This is a genomic window from Variovorax sp. V93, from assembly GCF_041154485.1.
GTDB lineage: Bacteria > Pseudomonadota > Gammaproteobacteria > Burkholderiales > Burkholderiaceae_C > Variovorax > Variovorax beijingensis_A.
On sequence record NZ_AP028669.1, the window covers coordinates 2,078,298 to 2,098,623 of the forward strand.

General features: G+C 68.5%; 16 protein-coding genes and 1 tRNA gene. 10 read left to right on the forward strand and 7 right to left on the reverse strand.

Features of this window, described 5'->3' with window-relative positions:
- The 4 genes from pheT to ACAM54_RS09905 all read left to right on the forward strand — a co-directional run bounded on the left by pheT (nucleotide 1) and on the right by ACAM54_RS09905 (nucleotide 3,467).
- Nucleotides 1-2,442 (forward strand): phenylalanine--tRNA ligase subunit beta, encoded by a 2,442-nt coding sequence (pheT, locus tag ACAM54_RS09890; protein ID WP_369650560.1) that lies wholly within the window; start codon nucleotides 1-3, stop codon nucleotides 2,440-2,442.
- A 5-nt stretch (nucleotides 2,443-2,447) separates the two neighbouring features.
- Nucleotides 2,448-2,819, forward strand: coding sequence for an integration host factor subunit alpha (locus ACAM54_RS09895; RefSeq protein WP_145745860.1), 372 nt, complete (start codon nucleotides 2,448-2,450; stop codon nucleotides 2,817-2,819).
- A gap of 65 nt (nucleotides 2,820-2,884) precedes the next feature.
- Nucleotides 2,885-3,364: a MerR family transcriptional regulator gene (locus ACAM54_RS09900; protein WP_209499609.1), complete on the forward strand. Its 480-nt coding sequence runs from the start codon at nucleotides 2,885-2,887 to the stop codon at nucleotides 3,362-3,364.
- 26 nt (nucleotides 3,365-3,390) lie between these two features.
- A tRNA-Pro gene (locus ACAM54_RS09905) sits at nucleotides 3,391-3,467 on the forward strand.
- 160 nt (nucleotides 3,468-3,627) lie between these two features.
- On the opposite strand, the gene ACAM54_RS09910 is transcribed toward ACAM54_RS09905, so the two are convergent.
- The 3 genes from ACAM54_RS09910 to ACAM54_RS09920 are packed head-to-tail and all read right to left on the reverse strand — an operon-like array spanning nucleotide 3,628 to nucleotide 7,545.
- The gene (locus ACAM54_RS09910; RefSeq protein ID WP_369650561.1) at nucleotides 3,628-4,866 is read right to left on the reverse strand and encodes a porin; all 1,239 of its coding nucleotides are present in this window, start codon (nucleotides 4,864-4,866) and stop codon (nucleotides 3,628-3,630) included.
- Nucleotides 4,867-4,903: 37 nt separating this feature from the next.
- A complete protein-coding gene (locus tag ACAM54_RS09915; RefSeq protein ID WP_369650562.1) occupies nucleotides 4,904-6,538 on the reverse strand; it encodes a 3-(methylthio)propionyl-CoA ligase in 1,635 nt (544 codons plus the stop codon).
- Between the two features lie 35 nt (nucleotides 6,539-6,573).
- Entirely contained in the window at nucleotides 6,574-7,545 is a 972-nt protein-coding gene (locus ACAM54_RS09920; RefSeq protein WP_369650563.1) for a quinone oxidoreductase, read from the reverse strand.
- 197 nt (nucleotides 7,546-7,742) lie between these two features.
- On the opposite strand from ACAM54_RS09920, the gene ACAM54_RS09925 reads away from it, so the two are divergent.
- Genes ACAM54_RS09925 through ACAM54_RS09935 form a run of 3 tightly spaced genes read left to right on the forward strand, consistent with a single transcriptional unit; the run spans nucleotide 7,743 to nucleotide 10,692 of the window.
- Nucleotides 7,743-8,711, forward strand: a complete 969-nt coding sequence (locus ACAM54_RS09925) for a Bug family tripartite tricarboxylate transporter substrate binding protein (RefSeq protein WP_369650564.1) — start codon at nucleotides 7,743-7,745, stop codon at nucleotides 8,709-8,711.
- Nucleotides 8,712-8,740: 29 nt separating this feature from the next.
- Entirely contained in the window at nucleotides 8,741-9,583 is an 843-nt protein-coding gene (locus ACAM54_RS09930) for a TauD/TfdA dioxygenase family protein (protein WP_369650565.1), read from the forward strand.
- Between the two features lie 50 nt (nucleotides 9,584-9,633).
- Nucleotides 9,634-10,692 (forward strand): 3-keto-5-aminohexanoate cleavage protein, encoded by a 1,059-nt coding sequence (locus tag ACAM54_RS09935; RefSeq protein WP_369650566.1) that lies wholly within the window; start codon nucleotides 9,634-9,636, stop codon nucleotides 10,690-10,692.
- 94 nt (nucleotides 10,693-10,786) lie between these two features.
- Here the strand turns inward: ACAM54_RS09935 and ACAM54_RS09940 are convergent, their stop codons facing one another.
- Together ACAM54_RS09940 and ACAM54_RS09945 are read right to left on the reverse strand one after the other, a co-directional pair.
- Nucleotides 10,787-11,827 carry an AraC family transcriptional regulator gene (locus ACAM54_RS09940; protein ID WP_369650567.1) on the reverse strand — a complete coding sequence of 347 codons (1,041 nt, stop codon included), beginning with the start codon at nucleotides 11,825-11,827 and terminating at the stop codon, nucleotides 10,787-10,789.
- A gap of 23 nt (nucleotides 11,828-11,850) precedes the next feature.
- Complete coding sequence (locus ACAM54_RS09945; protein WP_369650568.1) at nucleotides 11,851-12,837, reverse strand: Bug family tripartite tricarboxylate transporter substrate binding protein; 987 nt, start codon at nucleotides 12,835-12,837, stop codon at nucleotides 11,851-11,853.
- Nucleotides 12,838-13,080: 243 nt separating this feature from the next.
- Between ACAM54_RS09945 and ACAM54_RS09950 the strand changes: the two genes are divergently transcribed.
- Nucleotides 13,081-14,139 (forward strand): 3-keto-5-aminohexanoate cleavage protein, encoded by a 1,059-nt coding sequence (locus ACAM54_RS09950; protein ID WP_369650569.1) that lies wholly within the window; start codon nucleotides 13,081-13,083, stop codon nucleotides 14,137-14,139.
- A gap of 48 nt (nucleotides 14,140-14,187) precedes the next feature.
- Here ACAM54_RS09950 and ACAM54_RS09955 read toward each other — a convergent pair whose 3' ends face one another.
- On the reverse strand, nucleotides 14,188-15,072 hold the full coding sequence (locus ACAM54_RS09955) for a LysR family transcriptional regulator (protein ID WP_369650570.1): 885 nt from the start codon (nucleotides 15,070-15,072) through the stop codon (nucleotides 14,188-14,190).
- Between the two features lie 125 nt (nucleotides 15,073-15,197).
- Between ACAM54_RS09955 and ACAM54_RS09960 the strand changes: the two genes are divergently transcribed.
- The gene (locus ACAM54_RS09960) at nucleotides 15,198-16,055 is read left to right on the forward strand and encodes a class I SAM-dependent methyltransferase (protein ID WP_369650571.1); all 858 of its coding nucleotides are present in this window, start codon (nucleotides 15,198-15,200) and stop codon (nucleotides 16,053-16,055) included.
- Between the two features lie 37 nt (nucleotides 16,056-16,092).
- On the opposite strand, the gene ACAM54_RS09965 is transcribed toward ACAM54_RS09960, so the two are convergent.
- Nucleotides 16,093-16,614, reverse strand: a complete 522-nt coding sequence (locus tag ACAM54_RS09965) for an Lrp/AsnC family transcriptional regulator (RefSeq protein WP_369650572.1) — start codon at nucleotides 16,612-16,614, stop codon at nucleotides 16,093-16,095.
- A 92-nt stretch (nucleotides 16,615-16,706) separates the two neighbouring features.
- Between ACAM54_RS09965 and ACAM54_RS09970 the strand changes: the two genes are divergently transcribed.
- Entirely contained in the window at nucleotides 16,707-20,309 is a 3,603-nt protein-coding gene (locus ACAM54_RS09970) for an indolepyruvate ferredoxin oxidoreductase family protein (RefSeq protein WP_369650573.1), read from the forward strand.
- Nucleotides 20,310-20,326: the final 17 nt, after the last annotated feature.

Sequence of the window (20,326 nt, forward strand, 5' to 3'; positions counted from 1 at the left end):
ATGCAATTCCCGGAATCCTGGCTGCGCGAGTTCTGCAACCCGCCCCTCGACAGCGCCGCACTGGCCGAAACGCTCACCATGGGCGGCTTCGAGGTCGAGGAGCGCCGCCCCGTGGCGCCGCCCTTCAGCCGCATCGTGGTCGGCGAAATCAAGGAAGCCGTGCAGCACCCCAACGCCGACCGCCTGCGCGTGTGCCAGATCGACGCGGGGCAGGGCGCCTTGCTCAACATCGTGTGCGGCGCGCCCAATGCGCGCGTCGGCATCAAGGTGCCCTGCGCGCTGGTCGGCGCCGAACTGCCGCCCGGTGAAGACGGCAAGCCCTTCCTCATCAAGCTCGGCAAGCTGCGCGGCGTGGAAAGCCAGGGCATGCTGTGCTCGGCGCGCGAACTGAAGCTCAGCGAAGACCACGGCGGCCTGCTCGAACTCGACGCCGACGCGCCCATTGGCGCCGATGTGCGCGACGTGCTCAAGCTCGACGACGCGCTGCTCACGCTCAAGCTCACGCCCAACCTCGCGCATGGCCTGAGCGTGTACGGCGTGGCGCGCGAGCTTGCGGCGCTGACCGGTGCGCCGCTCAAGACGCCCGCCATCGCGCCGGTGGCCGCGTCGTTTGCCGACGTGCTGCCGGTCAAGGTGGAAGCGCCCGAACTCTGCGGCCGTTTTTCGGGCCGCATCGTGCGCGGCGTGAACACCAAGGTGGCCACGCCCGCGTGGATGGTCGATCGCTTGGCGCGCTGCGGCCAGCGCAGCGTGACGCCGCTGGTCGACATCTCGAACTACGTCATGTTCGAGTACGGCCAGCCCAGCCACATCTTCGACCTCGACAAGATCCACGGCGGCCTCACGGTGCGCTGGGGCAAGGCGGGCGAGCAGCTCAAGCTGCTCAATGGCAACACCATCGGCGTCGACGACAAGGTCGGCGTGATCGCCGACGACCAGGCCGTCGAATCGCTCGCGGGCATCATGGGCGGCGATGCCACCTCGGTGTCCGACGACACGCGCAACATCTACGTCGAGGCCGCGTTCTGGTGGCCCGAAGCCGTGCAGGGCCGCTCGCGCCGCTTCAACTTCTCGACCGATGCGGGGCACCGCTACGAGCGCGGCGTCGATCCGAGCCGCACGGTGGAAATCATCGAGCGCATCACGCAGCTCATCATCGAGATCTGCGGCGGCCAGGCCGGCGCCATGGACGACAAGATCCTGAACGTGCCCGAGGCCATGCCCGTCACGCTGCGCGTGGCGCGCGCCGCGCGCGTCATCGGCATGCCGCTCACGCAGGCCCAATGCGCCGATGCGCTGCGCCGCCTCGGTTTTGCGCTGAGCGAAGGCGAGGGCACGTTGACCGTGACGCCGCCGCCGCATCGCTTCGACCTGCTGATCGAGGAAGACCTGATCGAAGAGGTCGCGCGCCTGGTCGGCTTCAACAACCTGCCGACCACCGCGCCGCTCGCGCCCATCACCGCGCGCGTGCGGCCCGAGGCCCGGCGCAGCCGCTTCGCGGTGCGCCGCAGCCTGGCCGCGCTCGGCTACCAGGAAACCATCAACTTCAGCTTCGTCGAGGCGCACTGGGAGCAGGACCTGGCCGGCAACGCCAATCCGGTGAAGCTCCTCAACCCCATTGCCAGCCAGATGAGCGTGATGCGTTCGTCCCTGCTGGGCTCGCTGCTGCAGGTGCTCAAGTTCAACCTCGACCGCAAGGCGCCGCGCGTTCGCGTGTTCGAAGTGGGCCGCGTGTTCATGCGCGACGACAGCGTGGCCACCACCGACAGCACCGTGCGCGGCGTCGACCAGCCGATGCGCGTGGCCGGCCTCGCCTGGGGTGATGCGGAAGAAGCGCGCTGGGACGGCAAGCCGCAGCGCGTCGATTTCTACGATGCCAAGGGCGACGTCGAAGCGCTGCTCGCACCGCGGGTGCCGAGCTTCGAGCCGGCCGAGCATCCGGCCCTGCACCCCGGCCGCTCGGCGCGCGTGCTGGTCGACGGCAGGGCCATCGGCTTCATCGGCGAACTGCATCCGCGCTGGCGCCAGAAGTGGGACTTCGCGCTGGCGCCGGTGCTGTTCGAGCTCGACCTCGATGCCGTCGCCGCGCGGCCCGTGCCCGTGGCCCAGCCGGTGCCCAGGCACCAGGCGGTGGAGCGCGACATTGCCGTGGTGGTGGCCGAAGCCGTCACGCACAATGCGCTGATGCAGGCCATTCATTCGGCGCCGGCAGCGCAAGGGCTGTTGCGTGACGCCACGCTGTTCGACATCTATCGTCCGCAACCTGCGCGCGACGGTGCGGTGCCGGCATCGGGCGGGCTTGCGCAAGGGGAGAAGAGCATGGCGGTCCGCCTGAGCTTCCAGGACGACAGCGCCACGCTCACCGACGAGCAGGTGGAACCGGCCGTGCGTGCCATCGTCGAACAACTGAGCGCCAGACTCGGCGCACGCCTGAGAGGTTGATGAGAATGAACGCTGCGGAATTCACGCTCGAAGCTCTCGAAACGCCCGCACTCACCAAGGCGCACCTGGCCGATCTGCTGTTCGAACAGATCGGCCTCAACAAGCGCGAATCCAAGGACATGGTCGAGGCCTTCTTCGACCTGATCGCCAACAGCCTGATCGAGGGCACCGACGTCAAGATCTCCGGCTTCGGCAACTTCCAGATTCGCGTGAAGGCGCCGCGGCCGGGCCGCAACCCGCGCACCGGCGAGGCCATTCCGATCGGCGAGCGGCGCGTGGCCACCTTCCATGCGAGCGCCAAGCTCAAGGAACAAATCCACGGAAGCATCGAGCAGGGCGGCAGTTCCGAGGTCGAGTGGAGCCTGGGCGCCGAATAAGTGCTTGGTGCCCGGCGCGTGCGTAGAGTAATCTCTAAGGTTTCCCGCGCACGGTCTTGATTTCAATGGAGAAAACGCTCCCGCCCATTCCCGTCAAACGCTACTTCACCATTGGTGAGGTGGGCGAGCTCTGCGGCGTCAAGCCGCACGTGCTTCGCTATTGGGAGCAGGAGTTCACGCAACTGCGGCCCATGAAGCGGCGCGGCAACCGGCGCTACTACCAGCACCACGAGGTGCTCATGATCCGCCGCATCCGCGACCTGCTCTACGACCAGGGCTTCACCATCAGCGGCGCGCGCAACAAGCTGCAGGAGCTGGTGCAGGGCGAGCGCGAGCGGCGCAAGGCCGGCGTGGTGCCGCTCGAGGGCATGGAAGCCGTCGAGATCGACCAGGAAGAGTTCGAGGCGGCCATCCACCAGGAAGAAGACAGGGCCAGCCCCGAGACCGAGCCCAAGACCGCGCCTCGCACGGTCGATCCATCGCAGTTGCTGCACCTGCGCCGCGAGCTTTTTGAAATTCGTGAGCTGCTGACCGTCGGACGGTGATTTCAGCCGGCTATAATTGAGAGCTTCGGTGTGTGGCGCAGCCTGGTAGCGCACTTGCATGGGGTGCAAGGGGTCGAAGGTTCGAATCCTTTCACACCGACCAATAAAACGTCCAAGGGCGTCCGGTTTCATCCACCGGACGCCCTTTTTCATTGGGGAACTGGGCGAAACGGGTCCGCAGGCATGAGCGGCCCCTCACCGTGCCGGATCAGCGAAATCGCCCCATCGCAATGCTCCGGCCACCTGTGGCTTGCCGGATATCCTCAAAACGCCATGCGAATGCCGAAGTCGTACCCCAGCGCGCTGCGCGGCTGCATGCCGGCAGTGGTCGCGTAGCCTGGCTGCGGAAAGATCGCCGGCAGGCTCAGCACCAGCGGCGTCACGCCCATCACGGTCGGGTTGTTGCGGCCATTGGCGATGTGGATGCGCGCCACCGATGCATACAGCGCGGTGCGCTTCGACAGGTTGTGCACATAGCCCAGCGCCAGCTTGTTCACCGACGAATTGCCGTCCGGCAGCTCGAGCCCGTTGACGAAGCGCACCCGGGCGTAGGAAGCGCGCAGCATGCCCGCGCCCAGCGGCACGTTGACGCCGGCCATGAGGCCGTCATAGCGGTCGTCCAGGCGCAGCGAGCCATTGGCAAACGGCGTGGCGCTGCTGCGCACGTCGCGCACGCGCGACCATTCGCCGAACACCTTCACCGCGCCGAAGTCGTACGAGGCACCCAGGTTCAGGCTCTTGATCTTCTCGCCCTGCGCGGCGGTGCTGGCCAGCGTGCTCTCGCCGTAGCCCAGCGCCACGTCGGCCGGGCCGCTGGCCCAGCCGATGCGCCCACCCACGTAGCGGCCGCGCTTGGAGGGACTGTCGGGCACGTTGCTGATCCTGGTGTTCTCGTGCAGTGCGTACTGCACCTGGCCGTAGAAGCCGCCCAGGCCCGGCGGCAGGAAGTAGCTGAGGGCGTTGCTGGTGCGCAGGTAGCTGTCGGTGCCCGCCGAAAGGCCGCCGTTCAGCAGGCCGCCCGTGGCCAGCGCGCGCGAGGCCGCGATGTTGCTGTTGACCACGGCGATCAGGTTCGTGCCCACGCCGTTGACGCTGAACGGGTCGAACACGGCGTCGTTCCAGAACGAGGCGGTGTAGTCGCGGCCCAGGCGCAGTTCGCCGAAAGGACCGCTCAGGCTGAGCGTGGAACGGCGTCCGAAGTTCGCGATGCCGCCGCCCGTGTCATTGTTCAGCGGCGCTTCCAGCCAGAAGCCTGCGGCCAGCCCGCCGCCGAGGTCTTCGGTGCCGCGGAAACCGAGACGGCTGGAGGCATTGCCCGAGGGCGACAGCACGGTCTGGCTTTGCCGCAGCTCGGCCGGGCGCAGCGGGTTCCAGGAATTGCTGGTGGTGCGGTAGTGGCTGACGCCCGCATCGACCACGCCGAACAGCGTGAGCGAGGACTGGGCAAGGCAGTGGCCGGCGGCCAGGGCGGCCGCGGCGGCGACGAGGGATTGCTTCTTCATGGTCTTGTCTCCTGTTTGTTGTTTGGTTCTTGCCTGCCTATGCGCCGGCCGCGGCCAGCAGGTGATCGCCCCAGCTGTCGCGCAGCAGGTTCTTCTGCACCTTGCCGGTCGCGCCCAGCGGAATGCTGTCGACGAACACCACGTCGTCCGGCGTCCACCACTTGGCGATCTTTCCGTCGTAGAAGCGCAGCAGCTCGTCGCGCGCGAGCGCCTGCCCGGGCTTGCGCACCACCACCAGCAGCGGGCGCTCGTCCCACTTCGGATGGCGCGCCGCGATGCAGGCCGCCATCGCGACGGCGGGGTGGGCCATCGCGATGTTTTCCAGGTCGATCGAGCCGATCCACTCGCCGCCGGACTTGATCACGTCCTTGCTGCGGTCGGTGATCTGCATGAAGCCGTCGGCGTCGATGGTGGACACGTCGCCCGTGGGAAACCAGCCGTCCACGAGCGGGCCGTCGCCTTCGCCCTTGAAGTAGCGCGAGAGGATCCAGGGGCCGCGCACCATCAGCTCGCCCGCGCTGCGTCCGTCGTGGGGCAGGGCGGTGCCGTCGGCGTCGACGATCTTCATCTCGACGCCGTACACGGCCCGGCCCTGCTTCGACTGGATGGCCAGGCGCTGCTCGGCGTCGAGTGCCCGGTGGGCGGGCTTGAGCGCGCCGGCCGTGCCCAGCGGGCTCATCTCGGTCATGCCCCAGGCATGCAGCACCTGCACGCCATGGCGCTCCTGGAAGGCGCGCATCATCGCGGGCGGGCAGGCCGAGCCGCCGATGATGGTGCGGCGCATGGTCGAGAACGCCAGGCCGTGGCTTTCCACATGCGCCAGCAGGCCCTGCCACACGGTGGGCACGCCGGCGGAGACGGTCACGCCCTCGGCCTCGAACAGGTCGTGCAGCGACTTGCCGTCGAGCCGGGGGCCGGGGAACACCAGCTTGGCGCCCACCATGCAGGCGATGTACGGCAGGCCCCAGGCGTTCACATGGAACATCGGCACCACGGGCAGGATGGTGTCGGCGCTGGCACAGTTCAGCGCGTCGGGCAGGGCCGCTGCATAGCTGTGCAGCACCGTGGAGCGGTGGCTGTACAGCACGCCCTTGGGGTTGCCGGTGGTGCCCGAGGTGTAGCACAGCGAGGAGGCGGTGCGCTCGTCGAAGTCAGGCCACTCGAAGCGGGACGATTGCGCCTCCAGCAGGTCTTCGTAGCACAGCAGGCCGGGAATCGTCGAAGACGCCGGCATGTGCGCCCGGTCGGTCATCGCGACGAAGGCCTTGACGGTGGACACGTGCGGGGCAATGGCCTCGACCAGCGGCAGGAAGCTCAGGTCGAAGCACAGCACGCGGTCTTCGGCGTGGTCGACGATCCAGCGCACCTGGTCCGGGTGCAGGCGCGGGTTCAGCGTGTGCAGCACGGCGCCCGAGCCCGAGACCGCGTAGTACAGCTCCATGTGGCGATAGCCGTTCCAGGCCAGCGTGGCGACGCGGTCGCCGTGTTCAACGCCCAGTGCGGCCAGCGCGTTGGCGAGCTGGCGCGCGCGCCGGCCCAGCGCGCGGTAGGTGGTGCGGTGCAGGTCGCCTTCGACGCGGCGCGAGACGATCTCCTGTTCGCCGTGCTGGGTCTCCGCGTGCGTCAGCAGGGAGGAGATCAGCAGCGGCCGATCCATCATCAATCCGTTCATGGGGTGAGGTTCTTCGTTCGTTCGTTGTTCTTCATTCAGGGCACGAGCACGGTGGTACCGGTGGTCTTGCGGCCTTCGAGCGCGCGGTGCGCCTCGGCGGCATCGGCCAGCGCGAAGCTCTGCTGCGGCTCGCTCACGATGCGCCCGGCCAGCACATGGCCGAACAGCTCCTCGGCCATGGCCAGCATGTGCGGACGCGGATGGATGTAGTGCACCATCGCCGGCCGCGTGAGCCAGATCGAGCCCTTGGCCGCGAGCAGCTTGGTGTCGAGGACCACCGCCCCCGACGAGGTGCCGTTGCTCACCAGCGTGCCGCGCGGCTGCAAGCAGTCGAGCGAGGCTTCCAGCGTGTCCTTGCCCACCGAGTCGTACACCACCGGCACGCCCTTGCCCTCGGTGATCTCGCGCACGCGCTCGGCGATGCTCTCGCGCGAGGTCACGATGGTGTGGGCGCAGCCGTTGGCCCTGGCAATGGCCGCCTTCTCGTCGGTGCTGACGGTGCCGATCATCGTCACGCCCATCGCACGCGCCCACTGGCAGGCGATCAGGCCCACGCCGCCGGCGGCTGCGTGGTACAGGATGGTCTCGCCACCCTTCAAGGGATAGACCTGGCGGAACAGGTACTGCGCCGTCATGCCCTTCATCATCAGCGTGGCCGCGGTGCGGTCGGAGATGCCCTCGGGCAATGGAATGAGCACGTCGGCCGGCATCACGCGCACCTGCGAATACGCACCCTGCGGGCCGATGAGGTAGCCCACGCGGTCGCCCACGCGGACATCGGTCACGCCCGGCCCCACGGCCTCCACCACGCCCACGGCGTCGGAGCCCAGGCCATTGGGCAGGTCCAGCGGATAGCGCCCGGTGCGAAAGTAGATGTCGATGAAGTTGACGGCGATGAGGCTGTGGCGCACGCGCGCCTGGCCCGGGCCGGGCTCGCCGACCTCGACGTGTTCGAGCTTGAGCACGTCGGCGCTGCCGGTCTCGTGGAAGCGGATGGCCTGGTTCATGGTGCGTCTCCTGGAGTGCGTGGATGCATGGGAAGAGGCATTCTTGCGGCGTGCTGCGGCGCCGGGAAGCGCGGCCGAAGGGATGTCCCAAATTGACAAATGGACGCCCCAATAAAGCAAGAACCGAGGGCGGGGTGCGCCAGATACTGGCGGCGTTGGCCCATCGAGGCCCGCGTGACAAGAACCGGAGACAACCCATGAAACTGCTGCACCTCGTGCGCGCCGCCGCGGCGCTGGTCGGATGCTCGATGGCCCTCGGGGCCTGGGCGCTGGGCGACAAGCCCGTCAAGCTCATCGTTCCCGCGCCGCCGGGCGGCACGATGGACATCGTCGCCCGCGTCGTCGGCCAGCAGATGGCGCTGGACATCGGCCGCCCCGTGGTTGTCGAGAACCGGCCCGGCGCCGGCGGCTCGATCGGCCTGCAGGCCATGCTGCAGGCGCCGGCCGATGGCAACACCCTCGTGATGGCAGCCAGCAACGTGCTGGCCGAAACGCCGCAGGTCGTGAAGATGCCCTTCGATCCGCTCAAGGACGTGGTGCCCATCGCCTCGGTGGCCCGCTCGGGCGTGGTGCTCGTGACGGCGGCGAGCTTCCCGGCCAAGGATTTCCAGGGCCTGGTCGCGGAGCTGAAGGCGCGCCGGGGCAAGGCCAGCTTCGCCAGCTACAGCCCCGGCACCGTGTCGCAGTACGCCGGGCTGATCCTCAGCGACCGCGCGGGGCTCGACCTGCAGCATGTCGGCTACCCCGGTTCGCCACCCGCGCTGCAGGACCTGCTGGGCGGCCAGGTCGACCTGATGTTCGACGGCATGCTCACCTCGATGCCGCTCATCAAGGCCGGCAAGCTGCGCCCCTATGCCTTCACCGGCAAGACCCGGTCGCGCTTCCTGCCCGACCTGCCGACCACGACCGAGCTCGGCTACCCGGACCTCGAGTTCCGGGGCTGGGTCGGCTTCATCGGCTCCAGCAGGCTGCCGGCCGACGTGCTCGCCAGGCTGCACGCCATGATCGACAAGGCCGCGAAGGCGCCCGCAGTGCAGCAGAAGCTGCTCGACGTGGGCCTGGAGCCCGAACTCAGCACCGACACGCCCGCGCTCGTCGCCGAGACCAGGGCGCTGTCCGAGCGCAACGCCGCCATCGTCAGGAAGTACCGCATCCAGGCGAACTGACCGGCACCGCCATTCACCGGAGACCCACCATGAAGATCAGGCCCATCACGCCCTCCCTCGGCGCGGAAGTCTCGGACGTCCACCTCGGCGAGGCCTCGCGCGACCCCGAGCGCTTTGCGCCGATCCGCGCCGCGCTGCTCAGGCACAAGGTGCTTTTCTTTCGCGGACAGGACATCACGCGCGCCGAGCATGTTGCCTTCGCGCGCTGCTTCGGCGCGCTCGAGGACCACCCCGTCGTCGGCAGCGACCCCGAACACCCGGGTCTCGTGCGCATCTACCGCAGCGACAACAAGCACAGCTACGAGAACACCTACCACTGCGACGGCCTGTGGCGCCAGAGCCCCGCGATGGGCGCGGTGCTGCGCTGCATCGAGTGCCCGGAGATCGGCGGCGACACCATCTGGGTCAACATGGTCCAGGCGCACGACGAGCTGCCCGAAGAGATCAAGCAGAAGGTGCGCAACCTGCGCGCCAAGGCCAGCATCGAGCATTCGTTCGGCGCCGTCATGCCCATGGAAGCCCGCCTCAAGCTCGGCCAGGACCATCCGCCCGTGGAGCATCCGGTGGTGCGCACGCATCCGGAGACCGGCGAGAAGGTGCTCTACGTGGGCAGCTTCACCACGCACTTCGTGAACTACAGCACCCCCGAGAACGTGCGCCACGGCGTCGACAAGACGCCGGGCGCGGCGCTGCTGCTGAACTACCTGCTCAGCCGGGCCACCATTCCCGAGTACCAGGTGCGCTGGTCCTGGCAGCCGGGCGACGTGGTCGTCTGGGACAACCGCAGCACGCAGCACTACGCGCTGAACGACTACTGGCCCGCGCCGCGCAAGATGGAACGCGCCGGTATCGTGGGCGACGTGCCGTACTGAGCCATGCGCTTCCTTTCGACATCCGCATTGCAACCAGAAAACGCCACGCCATGAACTTCCTCGACGGCCACCTCTTCCCCGAGAACCAGCAACCCTTGATCATCACTGCCGCCCCCTACGCGCCGGGCTGGCTTCCCTCGGACTTCCCGGAAGAGATCCCGGTCACGATGGAGGATCAGATCCAGAAGGCGGTCGACTGCCACAACGCCGGCGCCGCGGTGCTGCACCTGCATGTGCGCGAGCTCGACGGCAAGGGCAGCAAGCGGCTGTCGAAGTTCAACGAACTGATCGCCGGCGTGCGCGCCCGCGTGCCCGAGATGATCATTCAGGTGGGCGGCTCGATCAGCTTCGCGCCGGAGAGCGAGGGCGCCGCGGCCAAGTGGCTGTCGGACGACACGCGCCACATGCTGGCCGAACTCGATCCGAAACCGGACCAGGTGACGGTGACCGTCAACACCTCGCAGATGAACGTCACGGAGCACGCCGAGCTGGCGGACTTCCAGGGCACCTCGCGCGAGATCCCGGCCATCTTCGAGGCCTACAGGGAGATGACGGTGCCCGCCCAGCCGGGCTGGGTCGAGGAGCACGTCCGCCGCCTCACCAAGGCCGGCATCCAGAGCGCCTTCCAGTGCTACAACATCAACAGCTTCGAGTCGGTCGAACGGCTCATGCGGCGCGGCGTCTACAAGGGCCCGCTGGTGATGAACTGGGTGGCGATCAGCGGCGGCATGGACGCGCCGAACATCTACAACCTCGCGAACTTCGTGCGCGCCGTGCCCGACGGCGCGGTGCTCACCGTGGAAAGCTCGGTGCGCAACGTGCTGCCCGTGAACATGATGGGCATCGCCATGGGCCTGCACGTGCGCTGCGGCACCGAGGACGTGCTGTGGAACCAGACGCGCACGGCCAAGATCGGCACGGTGGCCCAGATCGAGCAGTTGGTGGAAATCTCGCGCCAGTTCGGCCGCCCGATCGCCACGGCGCAGCAGGCGCGCGAGATCTGCAAGATCGGCGTCTTCTACGACACGGCGGAAGAATCGCTGGCGGCCAACGGCTTTGCGCCGAACCGCAACGGCGCCAACCAGGGCTTCCTGCGCAAGGCGGCCTGAGAGGCCGCGCGGCGATGGCAAAGCGTTGTCTCATGCGCGCCTTCTGGCACCTGCTGGAGGGCCTCGCGCATGCCCTGCGCTTCGAAGCCCCGGCTCAGAACGCGCGGACCGCCCCCTGAGCCACCGCGTCGGCCGTCTGCTTGCTCCACTGCGAGGCGCTGCAGCCGAAGTGGTGGCGGAACCAGTGGCTGAAGCTGCTCGGCCCCGAGAAGCCCAGCAGTTCGGCCACTTCGCTCAGCGGCAGGTCGCTGTCGCGCAGGTGGCGCTTGACGAGCTCGGAGCGCACGTGGTCGAGCAGGCTGCTGAAGGTGAATCCTTCGGCCTCGAGCCGGCGGTGCAGCGTGCGGCGGTCCACGCGCAGGTGCCGCGCCACTTCCTGCGCGGTGCAGCCGCCGCCGGGCAGCAGCGCCAGGATCAGTTCGCGGCAGGCTTCGCGCGTGCTTTCGCCGCGGTCCTTCAGTGCCGCCTCCAGGTACTCCCGCGCAAAACGCGCCGCCCCCTGGTCGCCCGATTCGCGCGGCTTGCGCAGGTCGGCCGCCAGGCACACGAGGCCGTTGAAATCCTGGTTGAACTTGACGCTGCGCCTGAAGAAGGCCCGGTGCGCCGCCATGTCCGCCGGCGGCCGGTGCGTGAAGCAGACCTGCAGCGGCCGCCATTGCGGATCGATCAGCTCGCCGAGGATGCGGAACATGATGCCGACGGCCAGCTCCATCGACTGGCGCATCGGCAGTCCGGGGCTGGGCAACAGGTCCTCGCGGAGGATGACCATGTCGCCCGCGTCCTCGAGGTGGAAGCTCAGCGAGGCGTTCACCAGCTTCAGGTAGCGGCCCAGCGTGTCGAGCGCGTCGCGCGGCGTGGGCTCCTCCCGCAGCACGACGCTGATCGGGCCCAGCGCGGAGAGCTTGCGCTGCGCCGCGAGCCGCAGCGCGAAATCCTCGGTGCGCGTGGCGCGCGCGGTGATCTCGAGCAGTTCGCGCACGGCGTCGCCGGGGATCAGCGTCTCGGGATGCTCGAGCAGCCGGGCCTCCAGGCCCACGCTGCGCATGAAGGCATGCGGGTCCCGGCCGAGCGACTGCACCAGCTCCACATAGCCGCTGAGGCTCGCGCTGCGCATCAGTCGACCGAGGTGTTTCATGGGTGGCTTGCCGGGCCCCGTGCTCACTCGGGGCTGATCTTGAGCTGGAGTTTCTCGATGATCGCCCGGTTGTGGGCGGCCGTGGCGTCCAGCGTCTGCCGCAGCTGCTGCAGCGACATGTCGCGGGGCGGATCGTAATTCTGCGCGAGCAGGGCCTCGCGGAACTTCGGCGCCTGCACGGCCCTGGCCACCTCGGCGCGGATTTTCTCCTGCAGCGGCAGCGGCATGCTGCTCAGCACGAACACGCCGACGCTCGCGTCGGGCATCATGAAGCCGGGCAGTCCCAGTTCGCCGAAGGTGGGCACGTCGGGCAGGAAACGCGAGCGCTTCGGCGATGCCACGGCCAGGCCCTTGAGCTTGCCGCTGCGGACCAGGGGCGCGACGTTGCTCACCACCTCGAAGGTCAGCTGCACCTGGTTGCCCATCAGGTCGACCAGCGCCGGCGCCGAGCCCTTGTACGGCACCACGAGGATGTCGTTGCCGCTACGCTCGCGCAGCATCTCGCCCAGCAGGTTGGAGCGCGTGCCCGTGCTCAGGTTGGCCACGCTGACCGAGCGCGGGTTCTTCCTGGCGTGCGCCAGCAGTTCCTCGACCGTGTTCGGCGCAAAGCCGGCATTGGCCACCAGCACATGGAACATGCCCGTTACCTCGCCGACGTAGGTGAAGGTCTTCAGCGGGTCGAAGGGCGTCTTCACCGCGAGCGGAATGTCGGACAGCACGCTCGACGGCCCCACCATCAGCGTGTGCCCGTCGGCCGGCGCGCCCATCAATGCGCGCTCGGCGATGACGGCGGAGCCGCCCGGCTTGTTGTCCACCAGCACGGTCTGGCCGAGGTTGAGGCGCAGCTGTTCCGCAAGCAGCCGCGCGGCCGCGTCGGAGATGCCGCCGGGCGGCGCGGGAACGATCAGCCGGATGGGCTTTTCGGGCCAGGGCTGGGCCGACGCGGCGCCCACGGCGCAGTACAGCGCGGCCAGGCAGATCCAGGGGAGCCGCAGCAGATGCAGAAACATGATGGTTCGTCCTCGGGTCGAAGGGAAGGGGCGGGAGCGTGCGGATTCTGCGGCGCGGCCCACCGGAACACTTGGCGCCAGGCGCCGGTCACTTATCCGATGGCGACAGCGCGGCCCGTGCCGGCGAAGGGCGCTCCAACGTCCCGCAAAGACAAGGCACCGCCCCAGGGAAGCAAGAAGTTTTTGGGAGCGAGCCAGACACTTCCGGCGTCACAGACCCCTTCCCACCGGAGACAAAGCAGCATGAACTTCCTCGACGGCCACCTTTATCCCGAGAACCAGCAACCCTTGATCATCACGGCCGCGCCCTATGCGCCGGGGTGGATTCCTGCCGACTTTCCGGAAGACATTCCGGTCACGATGGAAGAGCAGATCCAGAAGGCGGTCGACTGCTACGAAGCCGGCGCCACCGTGCTGCACCTGCATGTGCGCGAGGCCAACGGCAAGGGCAGCAAGCGCCTGTCGATGTTCAACGAGCTGATCGCCGGCGTGCGCGCCCGCGTGCCCGAGATGATCATCCAGGTGGGCGGCTCCATCAGCTTCGCACCCGAGGACGACGGTGCGGCGGCCAAGTGGCTCAGCGACGACACGCGTCACATGCTGGCCGAGCTCACGCCCAAGCCCGACCAGGTGACCGTGACCGTCAACACCACGCAGATGAACGTGACCGAGCACGCCGGGCTGGACGACTTCAAGGGCCTGTCGCGCGGCGACCCCAGGCTCTATTCGACCTACAAGGACATGATCGTGCCCTCGAACCCCAGCTGGGTCGAGGAGCACATCCGCCGCCTCACGGCCGCGGGCATCCAGAGCGAGTTCCAGTGCTACAACATCAACAGCTTCGAGACCATCGAGCGGATGATCCGCCGCGGCGTCTACAAGGGGCCGCTGGTGATGAACTGGGTGGCCATCAGCGGCGGCATGGACCAGGCGAACATCTACAACCTGGCCAACTTCCTGCGCGCCGCGCCCGACGGTTCGGTGGTCACGGTCGAGAGCTCGGTGCTCAACGTGCTGCCCGTGAACATGATCGGCATCGCCCTGGGCCTGCATGTGCGCTGCGGCATCGAGGACGTGCTGTGGAACCAGACCCGCACCGGCAAGATGAGTTCGGTCGAGCAGATCAGGCAACTGGTGCGCATCTCGACCGAGTTCGGCCGCCCCATCGCAACGGCGCAGCAGGCGCGAGAGATCATGAAGATCGGCGTCTTCTACGAGACGGCCGAAGAGACGCTCGCGGCCAATGGCTTCGCACCCAATCGCAACGGTGCGCAGCAGGGCTTCCTTCGCAAGCCGGCCTGAGGCACGGCGCCGCGGATTTCCCGCAAGGTCACCGCCCTCGCAGCGGATCTATCCGGTCAGTATGGGCTTCAGCGCGTCGGCCTCCAGCGCGACAAAGTCGAAGAACGCCTCGACCCGGGGCAGGTGCCGCGCATCGGGATGGCTCAGCAGCCGCCAGGCGCGGGTGAGTTCCGGGATGGGTTCCAGAACCCGGACGAGATCGGGCTCGGCATCGCCGAGTGCGATCGGCAGAGCGGCAACGCCGACGCCGGCCTTCGCGGCCGACACGAGCGCGAGCACGCTGTCGCTGCGGGCCGCATACTGCGCATCGGGCGCGATCTCGCGAAGCCAGAGCGACAGACGATGGCGGGCAAGACTCTCGTCGAACGCGATGAGCGGCCGGGTCTTCAGCTCCTCGACGGACCCTGGCGCGCCGTGGCGCTCCACATAGGCGCGGCTGGCGTAGACCGCCCATATCGAATCCGCGATCTTGCGGCCGACCAACTGCCCCTCGGTGTCGCCGGAGCGAAGAGCCACATCGGCTTCGCCCTTCGACAGGTCGATGTAGCGATCGGCCAGGACGAATTGGATCCGGATATCCGGATGCAGCGCGTGGAACCGGTCGACGAATCCGGCGCGCGTCAGGCGTATGGCGATCGGCTCGGGGCAGGTCAGGCGCAGGACGCCGGCATGCGCGGCCTCTGCGACCCCTTGTTCGAACGCCTCGACCGCCGCGGCAACCGCCTCCGCGGCCGGAAGCACCATCGCGCCCGCGGCCGTCAGGCGGTATCCGTTCGGCAAGCGCTCGACCAGGCGCAGCTTCAGGCGCGCCTCCAGTTCGGCGACGCGCCGCTGCACGGTGGACTGGTTGACCTGGAGCTTGCGAGCCGCGGCCAGCGTGCTCCCCTGGTGGGCTACCGCAAGGAGGTATTTGAGGTCGTTCCAGTCGAACATCAGCGCACCTCCGTGGGTCTGCGCTGCAGTATGCAATTGCGCGGCCCCCTTCTGCAATCTTCCCGACTACCGCCGGCCCGGCCCGCGGCGCATCATGCCCGCACCAATCTCCGAGGGCCCAAGCCATGACCTACACCTTGTCCAATCCAATGGTCGAAGCCGCACGCGCGCAGTGGGACGCTGCCGCCGAAGGGTGGGACGCGCAGTCGCCGGCGCTGCATGCATGGCTGTCCGGGCCGACGCGAACCATGCTCGAGATGGCCGGCATCGAGCCTGGAGATTGCGTGCTCGACCTGGCCGCCGGAGCCGGCGAGCAGACCCTTGCGCTCGCGGCGCGGCTCGGACCCCGAGGCCGGATCGTCGCCACCGATCTCTCACCCGCGCTCGTCGAGCGGCTGCGGCGTGGCGTCCTGCATGCCGGCTTCCCGGCCATCGAGGCACGGGTGGCCGACGCGCAGATGCCTCTGCCAGAGGTGAACGTCTTCGATGCCGCGATCTGCCGGCTCGGCCTCATGCTCATGCCGGAGCCGGCGCGGTGCCTGAGCGCCACCCGCTCGGCACTCAAGCCCGGCGGCCGCTTCTCGGCCATGGTCTTTGCGGGGCCGCAGGAGAATCCATGCATCCGCATTCTCATGGCGACGGCACTGCGCCATGCGGGTCTCGGGCCGCGAGATCCGTTCGCTCCCGGCGGTCTTCTGAGCCTTGGAGGCCCGGCGCACCTCGACCATCTCTTCCTGGCCGCCGGCTTCGGCGAGGTCTCGACCCTTCGGCTCGACGCGCCGTTCCGCCTGCCGTCGGTCGACGGCTACATCGCCTTCCTGCGCGCTGCCGCCGCGCCCGTGATGGCGATGCTGTCGCGGCTTGCGCCGGCTGCGCAGGAGGCGGCCTGGCAGGACATGCGCGAGCAGCTTGCGGTGTTCCAGGGCCCTGAGGGCTGGTCCGGCCCGAACACGCTGCTGGTGACCACGGGACGAAAGCAATGACCGGCGAGCGCGGCTGATCCTCGGCCCCTGGCAGCGCCTACGTGCGCGGCCCCCTGGGCGCGCCCGCCTTCGCCGGCAGCAAGTGCCCGATGGGCAACGCCGCTTCCGACTTGATCTCGCGCAGCACGATGCTCGAGCGCACGTGCGTCACGCCCGGCAGGCTGAAGAGCACTTCGTGCAGGAAGCGCTCGTAGTGCTTCATGTCCGGCACCGTCACGTTGAGGATGTAGTCCGCCGGCCCGGTGGCCGACACGCAGCGGATGATCTGCGGGCACGCGGCCACCACTTCCTCGAAGCGCTGCACCATCGCCTCGCTGTGCCGATCGAGGTTCACTTCCGCCACGGCCGACACATGCAGTCCCACCAGCTCGGGGTCGATCAAGGCCGTGTAGCCGCGGATCACGCCGGCGGCCTCCATCTCCCGGATGCGCTTCCAGCACGGTGTGGGCGAGAGCCCGACGGCCTCGGAAATCTGCTGCACGGTCTGCCGCCCGTCGTGCTGCAGTGCAGAAAGGATCTTGAGGCAATGCTCGTCAAGAGAAACAGAATCAACGTTCATCGCGGTTTCCGAGAGGATTCTTCTTCAAACAAGGGTCTGCGCCAGTGTATTGAAGAAACACTTACTCGGGGTGCGGCAGAACAATTCCGGGCATGAACGTCCCCCACAAGACCACCGCGCTGCAGCGGCCCGACTACCAGCTTTCCGACAACCTCTGGGCCGATGCCGGCGCCGTCTTCATCACCGGCACGCAGGCGCTGATCCGCATCCTGGCGATGCAGCGGCGGCGCGACGCGGCGCGTGGCCTGCACACCCAGGGCTTCGTCAGCGGCTACCGCGGCTCGCCGCTGGGCATGGTCGACCAGGCCATCTGGAAGGCCGGCGACCGCTTCAAGGAAACCGGCATCCGCTTCGTGCCCGCCGTGAACGAGGAGCTTGCGGCCACGCAGGTGCTGGGCACGCAGCGCGTGGAGTCCGACCCCGAGCGCACCGTCGACGGCGTGTATGCCATGTGGTACGGCAAGGGGCCGGGCGTGGACCGCGCGGGCGACGCGCTCAAGCACGGCAATGCGTACGGCTCGTCGCCGCATGGCGGCGTGCTGGTGGTGGCGGGCGACGACCACGGCTGCGTGTCGTCGTCGATGCCGCACCAGAGCGACCACGCCTTCATGGCCTGGCGCATGCCCGTGATGCAGCCCGCCAGCGTGGCCGAGTACCTGGAGTTCGGGCTGTACGGCTACGAGCTGTCGCGCTATTCGGGCGCATGGGTCGGCATGGCGGCGCTGTCCGAAATCGTCGAGAGCGCGGGCACCGTCGATCTCGACGCCGTCAACGCGCGCGTCGCGGCCTGGGCAGACGCCGATGCCGTGCGTGCCGCCACCGGCCACGCCGCACCGCCCGACGGCCTGCACTACCGCTGGCCCGACCTGCCGTCGCTGCGCATCGAGTCGCGGCTGGAAGACAAGCTTGCCGCCGTGGCCGCATTCGCGCGGTGCAACAGCATCGACCGCCACGTCATCGTCAGCCCGCATGCGAAGGTCGGCATCGTCACCTGCGGCAAGGCGCACCATGACCTGATGGAAGTGCTGCGCCGGCTCGAGCTTTCGCCCGAACAGCTCGCGCGCGCCGGTGTGCGGCTGTACAAGGTGGGGCTGAGCTTTCCGCTCGAGCAGACGCGCCTGAAGGCTTTCGCGCAGGGGCTCGGCGAGATCCTCGTGGTGGAAGAGAAGGGGGCGGTGGTCGAGACGCAGCTGCGCGACATCTTCTACAACGCACCGGCCGATGCGCGCCCGGTGCTCGTGGGCAAGCACGGCCGCGATGGCCTGCCGCTGGTGTCCGCGCTTGGCGAGCTGCGCCCCTCGCGCCTCATCGAACTGGTCGCGCACTGGCTGGCCGCGCACTTTCCCGACAACCACGACCTGGGCGACCACCTGCAGCACGTGCGCGACTTCACGCCGCCCGAGCTGCTGGGCAACGCAAGCGACGCCGTCAAGCGCCTGCCGTACTTCTGTGCCGGCTGCCCGCACAACACCAGCACCAAGGTGCCCGAGGGATCGACGGCGCGCGCGGGCATCGGCTGCCACTTCATGGCCAACTGGATGGACCGCAGCACCGCGGGCCTCATCCAGATGGGCGGTGAGGGCGTCGACTGGATCTCGCACGCCATGTTCACGAAGACGCCGCACGTGTTCCAGAACCTGGGCGACGGCACCTACTACCACTCGGGCTACCTCGCCATCCGCCAGGCCGTCGCGGCCAAGGCCACGCTCACCTACAAGATCCTGTTCAACGACGCGGTCGCGATGACCGGCGGCCAGCCGGTCGACGGCGTCATCAGCGTGGATGCGATTGCGCGGCAGGTCGAATCCGAAGGCGTGGCCAAGGTGGTGGTCGTGAGCGATGCCATCGGCAAGTACGACGCCATCAGGAATCGCTTTCCGCACGGCACCGAATTCCACGACCGCGCCGCGCTCGACGAGGTGCAACGCCGCCTGCGCGAGATGCCCGGCGTGACCGTGCTCATCTACGAACAGACCTGCGCCGCCGAGAAGCGCCGCCGCCGCAAGAAGGGCGAGCTGGCCGATCCGCCCAGGCGCCTCTTCATCAACGAAGCGGTGTGCGAAGGCTGCGGCGACTGCACCGTGCAGAGCAACTGCGTGGCCGTGCTGCCGCACGAGACGCCGATGGGCCGCAAGCGCAAGATCGACCAGACCAGCTGCAACAAGGACTACTCCTGCGCCAAGGGCTTCTGTCCCAGCTTCGTGGGCGTGACCGGCGGCAAGCTGCGCCGCAAGAGCGGGGCGCTCGCGGCCGGGCGCGATGCCTTCCTGCACCGCGTGGCGGCGCTGCCGCACCCTGCGCCGCATGCGTGGACCGGGCCCTACGACCTGCTGGTGACCGGCGTGGGCGGCACCGGCGTGGTGACGGTGGGCGCGGTGATCGCGATGGCCGCGCACCTCGAAGGCAAGTCGGCCAGCGTGCTCGACTTCATGGGCTTCGCGCAGAAGGGCGGCGCGGTGCTGAGCTTCGTGCGGCTGGCCGACACGCCCGAGCGGCTGAACCAGGTGCGCATCGACACGCAGCAGGCCGACGCCATCCTCGCATGCGATGTGGTGGTGGGGGCCTCGGCCGACGCGCTGCAGACCGTGCGGCACGGGCGCACGCGCGTGCTCGCGAACATCCACGAGATTCCGGTGGCCGAGTCGCTGCGCAACCCCGATGCCGAGCTGCACGTCGACCTGCTGCTCGCGAAGATGCGCTTCGTTGCGGGCGACGAACAGGTCGAGATCTTCGACGCGCAGAGCCTGGCCGAGGAGTTTCTCGGCGACACGCTGGCCGCCAACATCGTTGCGACCGGCTATGCGTGGCAGCGCGGCCTGGTGCCCCTGAGCCTCGAGGCGCTCATGCATGCGATCGAGCTCAACGGCGTGGCCGTGGCGGCCAACCAGTCGGCGTTCTCGCTGGGCCGGCTGGCCGCTGGAAACGCCGCGGCGCTCGACCAGCTGCGCGCCGCGCCGATGGACGCGCAGATGCAGCCAGCCGACGAGCGTCCGCTGGAAGCGCTGCTCGCCGATGCGCGCCGCCATCTCACCGGCTACCAGAACGCCGCATGGGCGCAGCGCTTCGAAAAGCGTGTCCGCGCACTGCAGGCGGCCGAGTCCGCGCTGCCGGGTGGCGACGCGAGCCTGCCCTTCACGCGCAACGCGGCGCGCAGCCTGCTCAAGCTCATGAGCTACAAGGACGAGTACGAGGTCGCGCGTCTCTACACCGACGGCGCGTTCCTGCAGAAACTGAAGGACCAGTTCGAAGGCGACCTGAAGCTCGAGTTCCACATGGCGCCGCCGCTGCTCTCGCGCCCCGTGCATGGCCAGGCGCCCGCCAAGATCCGCCTCGGCGCGTGGATGCTGCCGGCGATGAAGTGGCTGGCACACGGCAAGCGGCTGCGCGGCACGGCCTTCGACCTGTTCGGCTACACGCAGGAGCGCCGGCTGGAGCGCGCGCTGATTGGCCAGTTCGAACAGCGGCTCGGCGAACTGGCGGCCGGCCTTTCATCCGGCAACCAGCAGCTCGCCGCACAGATTGCGGCGCTGCCGCTGACGATCCGCGGCTTCGGCCATGTGAAGCTGGCCAATCTGGCCCTTGCGGCCGAGCGCGAGGCGGAGCTGATGCACCGCTTCTCGCCGCAGCGTTATCCCCGGCCTGGAAAGAGTGCCAAGGCGGGGCAGTTCCGGGGCATTGCCGTGGTTTCGCACTGACCGATCAAGAGGCCGCC

Bases quoted from the DNA above. Each gene is read 5' to 3' on its own strand.
- ACAM54_RS09930 (WP_369650565.1), top strand. From the start codon at position 8,741: ATGAAGATCAGGCCCATCACGCCCTCCCTCGGCGCGGAAGTCTCGGAC.
- ACAM54_RS09895 (WP_145745860.1), top strand. From the start codon at position 2,448: ATGAACGCTGCGGAATTCACGCTCGAAGCTCTCGAAACGCCCGCACTC.
- ACAM54_RS09900 (WP_209499609.1), top strand. From the start codon at position 2,885: ATGGAGAAAACGCTCCCGCCCATTCCCGTCAAACGCTACTTCACCATT.
- ACAM54_RS09950 (WP_369650569.1), top strand. From the start codon at position 13,081: ATGAACTTCCTCGACGGCCACCTTTATCCCGAGAACCAGCAACCCTTG.
- ACAM54_RS09965 (WP_369650572.1), bottom strand. From the start codon at position 16,614: ATGAACGTTGATTCTGTTTCTCTTGACGAGCATTGCCTCAAGATCCTT.
- ACAM54_RS09960 (WP_369650571.1), top strand. From the start codon at position 15,198: ATGACCTACACCTTGTCCAATCCAATGGTCGAAGCCGCACGCGCGCAG.
- pheT (WP_369650560.1), top strand. From the start codon at position 1: ATGCAATTCCCGGAATCCTGGCTGCGCGAGTTCTGCAACCCGCCCCTC.
- ACAM54_RS09910 (WP_369650561.1), bottom strand. From the start codon at position 4,866: ATGAAGAAGCAATCCCTCGTCGCCGCCGCGGCCGCCCTGGCCGCCGGC.
- ACAM54_RS09970 (WP_369650573.1), top strand. From the start codon at position 16,707: ATGAACGTCCCCCACAAGACCACCGCGCTGCAGCGGCCCGACTACCAG.
- ACAM54_RS09925 (WP_369650564.1), top strand. From the start codon at position 7,743: ATGAAACTGCTGCACCTCGTGCGCGCCGCCGCGGCGCTGGTCGGATGC.
- ACAM54_RS09915 (WP_369650562.1), bottom strand. From the start codon at position 6,538: ATGAACGGATTGATGATGGATCGGCCGCTGCTGATCTCCTCCCTGCTG.
- ACAM54_RS09920 (WP_369650563.1), bottom strand. From the start codon at position 7,545: ATGAACCAGGCCATCCGCTTCCACGAGACCGGCAGCGCCGACGTGCTC.
- ACAM54_RS09945 (WP_369650568.1), bottom strand. From the start codon at position 12,837: ATGTTTCTGCATCTGCTGCGGCTCCCCTGGATCTGCCTGGCCGCGCTG.
- ACAM54_RS09935 (WP_369650566.1), top strand. From the start codon at position 9,634: ATGAACTTCCTCGACGGCCACCTCTTCCCCGAGAACCAGCAACCCTTG.
- ACAM54_RS09940 (WP_369650567.1), bottom strand. From the start codon at position 11,827: ATGAAACACCTCGGTCGACTGATGCGCAGCGCGAGCCTCAGCGGCTAT.
- ACAM54_RS09955 (WP_369650570.1), bottom strand. From the start codon at position 15,072: ATGTTCGACTGGAACGACCTCAAATACCTCCTTGCGGTAGCCCACCAG.